This window comes from Cryobacterium psychrotolerans (assembly GCF_900101115.1).
Lineage (GTDB): Bacteria > Actinomycetota > Actinomycetes > Actinomycetales > Microbacteriaceae > Cryobacterium > Cryobacterium psychrotolerans.
Genome location: NZ_FNFU01000025.1, coordinates 23,683 through 32,540, shown reverse-complemented (window position 1 = coordinate 32,540; position 8,858 = coordinate 23,683). Strand labels below are relative to the sequence as shown.

Below are 8,858 nucleotides of genomic sequence, written 5' to 3'. Positions count from 1 at the left end.
CGGGAGTGGATCTTGTCCCAGGTCCCGTCGCAGCTAAACCGGCGATGCCGTTTCCAGACCGTCTGCCACGGACCGAAATTCTCCGGCAGATCCCGCCACGGAATTCCCGCCCGGAACCGGTAAATGATGCCCTCCAGGATCGAGCGATGATCCCGGAACGGTCGCCCCGCACTGCCATCCGAGCTCGGCATCAACGATTCGATCCGAGCCCACTGGTGATCGGTCAGCAAAGCAGTACGAGACATCCCTCCACCCTCCCAAACGAATCACGATTCGATTAGGAGACACGCCCTAGGACTCTGGCCCAGCGGTTCTCCTGCCACTTGCAGACGCAGGAGTGTCGTAGAGCGGCGCCACAAAGGCACGGACCTTCGGGCGGGCAGCCGGCCCGCCCGTCGAATGGACAGGATCGATGTAAAATGAGCTTTCCCGCCATTGAGTCAAGTGCTCAGCCGAAGTCAGCACCGCGCGCGTTTCCCAGGTGGGTTTCTGCTGCACGCCTCAAACGGTCGGGCCCCAAGCAAAGAGCCCCGATTCCCGACCGCGATGGCGTTGAAGTCGGTGCTGTGCTCGGAACCTCCCGCACGCAGACCACCGTCACTCTGCACTCTGTGGGTTCTTTGGAACCGACATTCACCGTAATCCTTGAACCGAATCGACACGGTCAGCTACCCACGGTCCTTGTCGACCCGGTGGATGTCACGGGGCGGGTTCTCTTTGGAATGTGGCTCGGGGACGGTTACGACGGCACCAAGTATGAACTGACCAGCAGACGCGACGAGAACGGGAGTCAAACGGGCTGAGGGAGCAAACAAGCGTGGTGACAGGCCAACACGTCCCTGCGCAATTGCGCGACTTTGAATCCCTGCGGTCCGCACTAGCTAATGCCCGCGCCAGCCGTCCGGTCATCCAGGGTCTCTACCTCCTGTTCGGCGGCGGTGACCAGAGGCCGCTCGCCGTCCTCGACAGTATGGCGCCGACCAACGTGCGCACCGCCGCTGTGTCCGGGATGGGTGCTCGCCGACTGGCCGCGCCGGGGGCGAATCGTCTCGTCGTCTTCGGCACCGGAGTCCAGGCCTGGGAGCACATCCGAGCCTTCAACGGGCTCTTCGACCTGACGGTCGTCGAGATCGTCGGACGGACGGCCGCACATGCGGAGCGGCTGGCCGCACTCGTTCGCGGGCTCGGCCTCGAGTCCCGGATCAGGCGACTGCCACGGCGTCACCCGCGGCGACGCGATGATCGCGGCGCCGGCATCTGTCAGTGCCTGCGTTTTTTCGGCCGTGTCGGCGACCTCGAACGCCACACGGATGTGCCCGCTCGGGATCCCGTCGGCCTCCAGCCCGTCGACCATCTTCCTCTGCGCTGGATTGTGCAGCTCGAGAGTCGCCCGGCCGGCGTCGAGGACGATCCCGCGGGCCTCGACCTCGCCCTCGAACGACTCTTCCTCAGTCAGGCCGAGCGCATCACGGTAGAAGCGCACCGCGGCATCGTAAGCGGCCGCCTCGACGACCAGGCGCAGCTGGCGGACGGGCGGCTTCGGGTCTCTGTTGGGGCTCATGCGCACAGGCTATGAGCGGTCGCCAGGACACGCAAGGGAGCTTGACGGGCCCGAGCGCCGGGTGTGCCTGGGCGCGAAGATCCCGAGTGCCGGGTGAGCCGGCTTCGCGCTGCTGCTGCACGGGCGTTGCCCCCCAGTCAGGTGCCCCCAAAAAACTCGGGCCCGCGCGCCAGGGTCACCCTCCCGGATCGGTGAACGGGCGCTGGTACGGTCAAGTCACGTCATCGCACGCATACTCGTCCGTAGGGCGGGATCGCACGGACCGGACCCTCGGGTCAATCGGACCGCAGAATCGATAGGACCAGCACCATGGCCACCCAGTCTCGTCGTTTCTGGCATTCCCTACCACGCCGTTTCGGCGTCCAGATGGTGTCGGCCATGCTCCTGGTGTCGGTGCCGCTCATGATTGTGCTGGCGGTGCTCCTCACCTCGGAGTCGTCGGCGAACCTGACCGGCGCGGCCAAGAACACTGGCGTCACACTGGCGCGCGCAGTCACGGCACGGCTGGAGTCGTGGACGGTCGAACGCCACGATGATATGGAGGTCATCGCCGGCACGTACGACAGTCGACTCGGCTCCGCCGTTGCCTCGTCTCGGCTGGCCAAAATACACAAGGCATACGGCAGCTACACGCTGATTCAAATCACGGATGTCGCCGGAAAGGTCCTGGCCTCAAGCCGGCCGGACGTTGAGCTCTCCGTCACCAACCAGGAGTGGTTCAAGACCGCGGTCTCCGGCACGCCCGTGCTCACCTCGATGGCGCGTCAGGGACAGAAGATCGACTGGATCATCGCCGAACCGGTGCTGGACGGCGCCGGGAAGGTGAGCGCCGTGGTCGTCGCCAACCTGGACCCGATGGCGCTCCACGAGCTGATCATGCCCGACCTCATTTCGAGCTCGAGAACGAGCACGAAGATCGTCCTCGTCGACTCCTTGCACCGCTTGATCTACAGTTCCGACAGAATGAGCGAGCTGGCCGATGACACGGCGTTGCTCGCCGCCGGCGTGTTGAGCACGAACGTGGACACCGTCGCGACACGGCAGGCGTCCAGCACCGGCCGGCCCGGCTCGGCCCGATTCGTGGGGTACGCCGGGGACGATGTGATCGGCGGCTACGACATCGTCGACGAACTGAACTGGACTCTCATCGCCTCGGAAAGCGCGAGCAATGTGCTCGCACCGGTTGCCGAACAGACCCGGCGCGCCATCTGGCTTGTCGTGGGGGGTGCGCTGCTCGCTGCGGCCGTCTCGGTTCTGCTCGCCTGGGGCACGATTCGGTCGGTCAAGCAGTTGACCGGGGTCGCGATGCGGGTCACCCGGGGTGACCTGACGGCCCGCGCCGTGCCGACCGGGTCCAAAGAACTCGTGTTGCTCGGCGAATCGTTCAACACCATGCTCACCACCTCCGAGACGCTTATCGCCCAACTCGGCAGGGCCGTGGCCGAGGTGAATACCGCTGCGATGCAGCTTTCGGCGTCCTCCGAAGAATTGGCCACGATCACCACCCAGCAGAGCGCGGCGGTCACGCAGGCCACGGGAACCACCGAGGAACTCGCTCGCTCGTCGGTCGCCATTGCGGACACCGTTGACGCGGTCGCACGCCAGACCGCGGAAACACGGCTCAACCTGGAGCAGGCCGAGACCGACATCACCCTGTCGAGTGAGCGCACCCTCGCCCTCGCGGGGCGGGTCAATGACATTGACACCCTGCTCGTGCTGATCAACGACATCGCCGATCAGACCAATCTGCTGGCCCTCAACGCGGCAATCGAAGCGGCCCGCGCCGGCGAGAACGGTCGGGGTTTCGCGGTTGTGGCCGATGAAGTGCGTCGGCTGGCCGAACGGTCCAAGTCCTCCGCGGGTGACATCGCCGCGATCCTGGCCGACGTGCAGCGCGAAACGAACGCAACCGTCATCGCGATGGAAAAGGGCGCGAAGCAGATGCAGCGGGGTCTCATGCTGCTCGAGGCCGTCACGGACGCGACCGGCCAGGTCAGCCTGACCACCCAGCAGCAACGGAGTGCGACAGCCCAGGTCGTCGAGACGATGGAGCAGCTCACCGACGCCAGCCGCGCGGTCTCGGTCACCGCCAAGCAGATCGCCGCATCGGCCGGCGACCTCGCCGATCTGGCCAACGACCTCGAAACCAGCGCGGTTGGCAGCAGCGGACCACGATGACCGACCTGCACGCCGTGCTGTTCCCGGTCGGGGTCGATCTGTACGCCGTGCCGATCGAACGGATCGAGGAAGTGGTGGTGGCGCCGACGCTGACCCGGCTGGTCACCGCGCCGTCGCACGTGCTTGGGCTCTTTAACCTGCGTGGCCAAATCGTGCCCCTGATCGACGCGGCGTCGCTGCTGGGGCTGGGGTCCGTCGAGCCGGCAGCGTTTGTCGTCGTGCTGCAGTCCCGCCAGGGCCTGATCGGGCTGGCGGTCACGGATCTCCCTGAACGGGTCATCCTGGGCGCGCCCGTGGGCACGTCGGAGCTGGCCGGAACCGTCGGCTGCTTCCTGGTGCGGAACCGGGTGGCCGTGTTGCTCGAGCCGGATTCTCTTCTGGCGGGTGCGCTTCTGGACGGCGAGCGTCCGCGATCGGGCCAACGGGCCGCCAGGCGTCCCAGCGCACAACTGGATAGCGCGCGCACGGGCGACACTGTCGCGAGGGGATCCGCGAGGTGAGCGGGCTCGACCTGGCACAGGTGCGGGAGTTATTCGCGCAGGAAGCCGAGGTTCGCCTCGCGCACCTCGATCAGCTCCTGCTCCAGCTCGAGAAGACGGGTGGGGATGAGTCGCTGCTCCGTTCCGTGTTCCGGGAGCTGCATACCATCAAGGGGTCGTCGGCCGTCGCCGGGCTCGACGAGGTGAGCCGCGTCGCTCATGAGCTCGAGGAACTCGTCGACGATGTGAGAACGGGACGACAACTCGTCACTCCGGAGATCATCGACACACTGCTCGCCGGGGCCGACCGCCTCGGGCAGGTCATCGTCGCGAGCCAGGGGACAACGACCGGTAGCCAGCTCGCAGCCGTCGACCGGCCAGAGCTGACGCGCGAGCGGATCCAGGCGGGCGCGGAGAATTCGCCGGTCGCCCCGGCCGTCCGCGACTCCGCCGGTGTCGTCATGGTGCCGATGGAACGGCTGGACGAACTGGTGCGACTGATCGGAGAGTCGGCATCCGCTCATTTGAGGGTGGGCCGGATGCTCACCGAGAAATTCGGCGTCGACGCGACCCTGAACACCGAGTTCAACGACCTCTCCCGAACCTTGAATCAGTTGCAGGACCGGGCAATGCGCACACGCATGGTTCCCCTGGCCACGATCACCGACAGGCTCCAGCGTGCGGTGCGTGACCTCGCACGCACGCAGGGCAAGACGATCAATTGGGACGTGCGGGGGACCGACACCGAACTCGACCGCGGTGTACTGGTGCAGCTGTCGGACACACTGTTGCACCTCGTGCGCAACGCCGTCGACCATGGGATCGAATCGAGCGCGCAACGAGCGGCGGACGGCAAACCGGCACAGAGCACGATCCGCCTGCACGCCATGCAGTTGGGCTCCGAGGTCATCATCGCCGTCACCGACGACGGCAGCGGGATCGATTCCGGCAAGGTCAAGGAGCAGGCCGAACGTCAGGGAATCGACACCGGCGGGATGAACGAGGAGGAGATGCTCAACCTCATCTTCACCGCGGGGTTCTCGACGGCAGCCGAGGTGACCGACGTGTCCGGACGGGGAATCGGGCTCGACGTCGTGCGCGCCAGCGTGGAGGCGGCGCACGGTCGCGTCGAGGTGCGCTCCAAGCCGGGGGTGGGCACCGAATTCCGCATTATCGTGCCGATCACCCTGGCCGTGCTGCGCTGCCTTCTCGTCGAGGCAGGCGGGCAGCGCTTCGCATTGCCCTTCCATCGGGTGGTCCTGTCGCAGCGCTTCGATCCAGCGAGCCAGACCAGTGCCGAGGGGCGCTCCGTCCTCCTTGTCGAGGGCCGTCCCGTTCCGGTGTCGACCCTGGCCGGCACGGTGGGCCTGCCCGCTGCCGGACAGAGCACCGGCCCGATAGTAGTGCTCGCCGACACCGCCCGCCGGCACGGGTTTCAGGTGGACCGGCTGGTCGGTCAACGCGACGTCGTAGTCAAGGGGCTGAACGGCCTGCTGGCGCACCTCCCCGCCGTCGCAGGCGCAAGCGTCGAGCCAGATGGCTCCGTCCTGCTTGTGCTCGACCCGCCCGGCCTCATCCACCGAGCTCACCGGCTCGATCGCGGCCGCGCCCCGCGTGTACAAGACGCCCCGCCTGCCACGACCCGCCAGCGCATCCTCGTAGTGGATGACGCCCTGACCATCCGAGAACTGCAACGCAACATCCTCGAGCGGGCCGGTTTCGAGGTGCGTGTGGCGGTCGACGGCACGGATGCGCTGTTGAAACTCGCCGAGGAAGCCAGTGAGCTGATCCTGACCGACATCGAGATGCCCAGGATGGACGGGTTCGAGCTGACCGAAGCGGTCCGCGCGCACCCGTCCTTCGCAAATATACCCGTCTTGATCCTGAGTTCCCGCGCGAGCGAAGCCGACCGCCGGCGTGGGCTCGACGCGGGCGCCGACGGCTATATTCTCAAGAGCGGCTTCGACGAGGGCAGCCTCCTTATTGCCGTGAACCGCCTGATCGGAGGACGAGCATGACGGATGCCGCGCCCGGTAAATCGATCAGGGTTCTCCTTGTTGAGGATGCGCCAACCCACGGCGGGGAGCTCACTCGAGCCCTGCAACGAGACGGGGACATCAGGGTCATCGGCCAGGCCGCCGCCGGGGAGGCCTCGATCAAGCGCGTGGCGGGGGAGAGCCCCGACCTCATCATTCTTCGGATCAGCACCAGCGCCGCAAGCGGGCAGGTCTTCATCGAACAAGTCATGGCGCGCGCACCGACGCCCATCCTTGTGCTGTCCAGCCGAATCGTGGATCGACTGTCTCCCGAGGCCGTCGAGGCCGTTGTGGCCGGCGCCCTCGGAGCGCTCCCGACCCCCGACCGTTGGACCGACGAGCTCGGGACCCAGCTTCGCAGCACGGTCCGTCAGCTGAGCAAAGTTTTGGCGATCCGGCATCCCCGGGGAGCCCTGTCCAGGAACTCGGCCCGGACCGCGCCGCAGCGAGGTGGCCGGCAGGCCGTGGTCGCGCTCGCCGCGTCGACCGGGGGTCCCACGGTGCTGGCGACGGTGCTCGCCGGGCTTGGTGGGCTCGACGCGCCGGTGCTCGTGGTGCAGCACCTGCATCCGGATTTCACCGGTAATTTGGTTGGCTGGATGGCACGCGCCTCGGCGCTGCCGGTAGAACTCGCCACGCACGACCAGATCGCCCTGCCCGGGCACGTCTATCTCGCCCCCGGCGGATCCCACCTGCGTCTGGCCGCGAAGAGTCGGCTCGAGCTCGCGGCCACCCCGGTCACGATCCACCAGCCGTCCGCGGACGAGCTCTTTCGATCAGTGGCGGAGCACGCCGGGTCCGCTGGTGTCGGGGTCATCCTAACCGGGATGGGCGACGACGGAGCCAAGGGGCTGCTCGAACTCCACAGCCGGCGCGGGCAGACTTTCGGGCAGGACGAGGACTCCTGTGCCGTCTTCGGCATGCCCCAGGCCGCCCTGCGCCTGGGGGCGCTCACAACTCTCTTGCCCCCTGAACAATTCGCGGCCGCGATCCGCCGTGCGGTCGCATTGGTGGGGTCATGATCGCGCTCGAACCGTCAGAAGCGATCATCCGCCGGGTGGCCGAACTCCTTGAATCAGAGATCGGCCTCCGGCCCGAATCGGCCCTGCGCGCCCGGCTTCGGCGCTGTATCCGCGACGAGTTGGCCGTGCTGGGGCTGGACTTCGAACGGTATCTCCGGGCGCTCGGGGCCAGTGCGAGCCTGCGCCAGGCCCTGCTCAACCGAGTGACGGTTCAGGAGACGGGATTCTTTCGCCACCCCGAGCACTTCGAGATTCTGGCGCAACACATCCTTCCCACCCTTCCGCAGCCGCTCAGCATCTGGAGCGCCGGCTGCGCCAACGGGCAGGAGGCGTTCAGCCTCGCCATGCTGCTCGACGAGCTGGGCATCGACGGCCGGGTGATCGCCACTGACGTGTCGACCTCCGCCCTGCTCCGCACGAACGCGGCCAGCTATGCGGCCCGCGAGATCACCGGTCTCTCACCCGAACGGATCGCGCGCCACCTCACCCCCGTCGGCCAGGCGTGGGAAGTCAACCCGTCGATCCGGGCTCGGGTCAGCACCGTGCACCACAACCTCATCGAGTCGGTGCCCCACCGGGTGCGCTCGAGCAGCGTCGTGTTTTGTCGCAACGTCCTGATCTACTTTTCCGACCAGCACGCGAGGGGTTTCCTCGACCGGGTCGCCGACGCTCTTCCTCAGGCCTGGATGTTGCTCGGTGCAGCCGAGACGATCTGGTCGATCGGCGACCGTTACGACACCGTGCGCCTCGGGGACACCTATGCCTATCGACCGCGCTCGGTGTCCGGTGGGCGCGTGACGGGCGGCGCTCTGCCCGCACGGGTTGCGGCTTCCCAGGTCGGTGCGGGGCACGCCGATGACGTCGCCGCCATCGCGATTCTGGCTGAGGCCGGACGCGAGTCGCTCGCGTCGGGCGACCCTGCAGCGGCCGTCGTCAGTTTTCGTAAGTGGGCATACCTGGCCGCGGACGATGCGCTTGCTCACCTGCATCTCGCCCTCGCGCTCGAAGCAATGAACGACCGCCCGTCGGCGCAGCGCGCCTTCGGCGCAGCGGGGCGCCTGCTGGGCGCCGACCCTGCGCGGCACGATTACGCGATTGACGGCTATTCCCCGAACGAGCTCTACAAACTTCTCGACGCCAAACAGCAGGAGCTGCCTCAATGATGACCATGGTGTGTTTTCGGTCCGCCGGAGCCGGGTACTGCCTCCCCGTCGAGGCCACCCGCGCGGTTCGCCCGGCGGACGGCATCCGTTCATTGCCTGGGGCTGCCTCCGACATCGTTGGCATCTTGCCCGGTCAGCCGCCGCTGACGGTGATCTCGGCGCTGGGCGGCGGAGGCAGCCACGTCCTCGTCGTTGAAACCGGTGAGACGACGTTCGGGTTGCTCGTGGATGCGGTCACCGGGCTGCGTCGCATCAGTGCCGCCGACATCCGCCCGGCCCCCACCGGACAGGGCCGCGCCTTCATTTCCGGAACGGTCGACTCGGACGGTGAGCTGATGCTGGTCGCCGACCCGGTGGCGCTGGCGGCGCGACTGTGAACGGCCTGGCAGGTTCAGGTGTGGCCGCGGCGGGCGCAACGG

General features: G+C 67.2%; 7 protein-coding genes and 2 pseudogenes. 7 read left to right on the top strand and 2 right to left on the bottom strand.

Annotation, left to right across the window (positions count from 1 at the left end; translation table 11 throughout):
- A partial coding sequence (locus BLQ39_RS14410) for a transposase (RefSeq protein ID WP_143006484.1) occupies nt 1-245 on the bottom strand: 245 nt, incomplete at its 3' end.
- 572 nt (nt 246-817) lie between these two features.
- On the opposite strand from BLQ39_RS14410, the pseudogene BLQ39_RS16290 reads away from it, so the two are divergent.
- A pseudogene (locus BLQ39_RS16290) lies at nt 818-1,135 on the top strand (hypothetical protein); the annotation flags it as partial.
- Nucleotides 1,136-1,222: 87 nt separating this feature from the next.
- Here BLQ39_RS16290 and BLQ39_RS16285 read toward each other — a convergent pair.
- Nucleotides 1,223-1,561, bottom strand: a pseudogene (locus BLQ39_RS16285) (VOC family protein); the annotation flags it as partial.
- A 309-nt stretch (nt 1,562-1,870) separates the two neighbouring features.
- On the opposite strand from BLQ39_RS16285, the gene BLQ39_RS14400 reads away from it, so the two are divergent.
- From BLQ39_RS14400 to BLQ39_RS14375, 6 genes are read left to right on the top strand one after another with little or no spacing between them, the layout of a single operon-like run.
- On the top strand, nt 1,871-3,739 hold the full coding sequence (locus BLQ39_RS14400; RefSeq protein ID WP_092325022.1) for a methyl-accepting chemotaxis protein: 1,869 nt from the start codon (nt 1,871-1,873) through the stop codon (nt 3,737-3,739).
- Nucleotides 3,736-4,239: a chemotaxis protein CheW gene (locus tag BLQ39_RS14395; RefSeq protein WP_092325020.1), complete on the top strand. Its 504-nt coding sequence runs from the start codon at nt 3,736-3,738 to the stop codon at nt 4,237-4,239. Before BLQ39_RS14400 ends, BLQ39_RS14395 begins: the two co-directional genes overlap by 4 nt.
- The gene (locus BLQ39_RS14390) at nt 4,236-6,236 is read left to right on the top strand and encodes a hybrid sensor histidine kinase/response regulator (RefSeq protein WP_092325018.1); all 2,001 of its coding nucleotides are present in this window, start codon (nt 4,236-4,238) and stop codon (nt 6,234-6,236) included. The genes BLQ39_RS14395 and BLQ39_RS14390 overlap by 4 nt, the downstream gene beginning before the upstream one ends.
- A complete protein-coding gene (locus BLQ39_RS14385) occupies nt 6,233-7,276 on the top strand; it encodes a chemotaxis protein CheB (protein WP_092325016.1) in 1,044 nt (347 codons plus the stop codon). Before BLQ39_RS14390 ends, BLQ39_RS14385 begins: the two co-directional genes overlap by 4 nt.
- Nucleotides 7,273-8,439 carry a CheR family methyltransferase gene (locus tag BLQ39_RS14380; protein ID WP_092325014.1) on the top strand — a complete coding sequence of 389 codons (1,167 nt, stop codon included), beginning with the start codon at nt 7,273-7,275 and terminating at the stop codon, nt 8,437-8,439. The genes BLQ39_RS14385 and BLQ39_RS14380 overlap by 4 nt, the downstream gene beginning before the upstream one ends.
- A complete protein-coding gene (locus BLQ39_RS14375) occupies nt 8,436-8,816 on the top strand; it encodes a chemotaxis protein CheW (RefSeq protein WP_092325012.1) in 381 nt (126 codons plus the stop codon). Before BLQ39_RS14380 ends, BLQ39_RS14375 begins: the two co-directional genes overlap by 4 nt.
- The last annotated feature ends 42 nt before the right edge of the window (nt 8,817-8,858 follow it).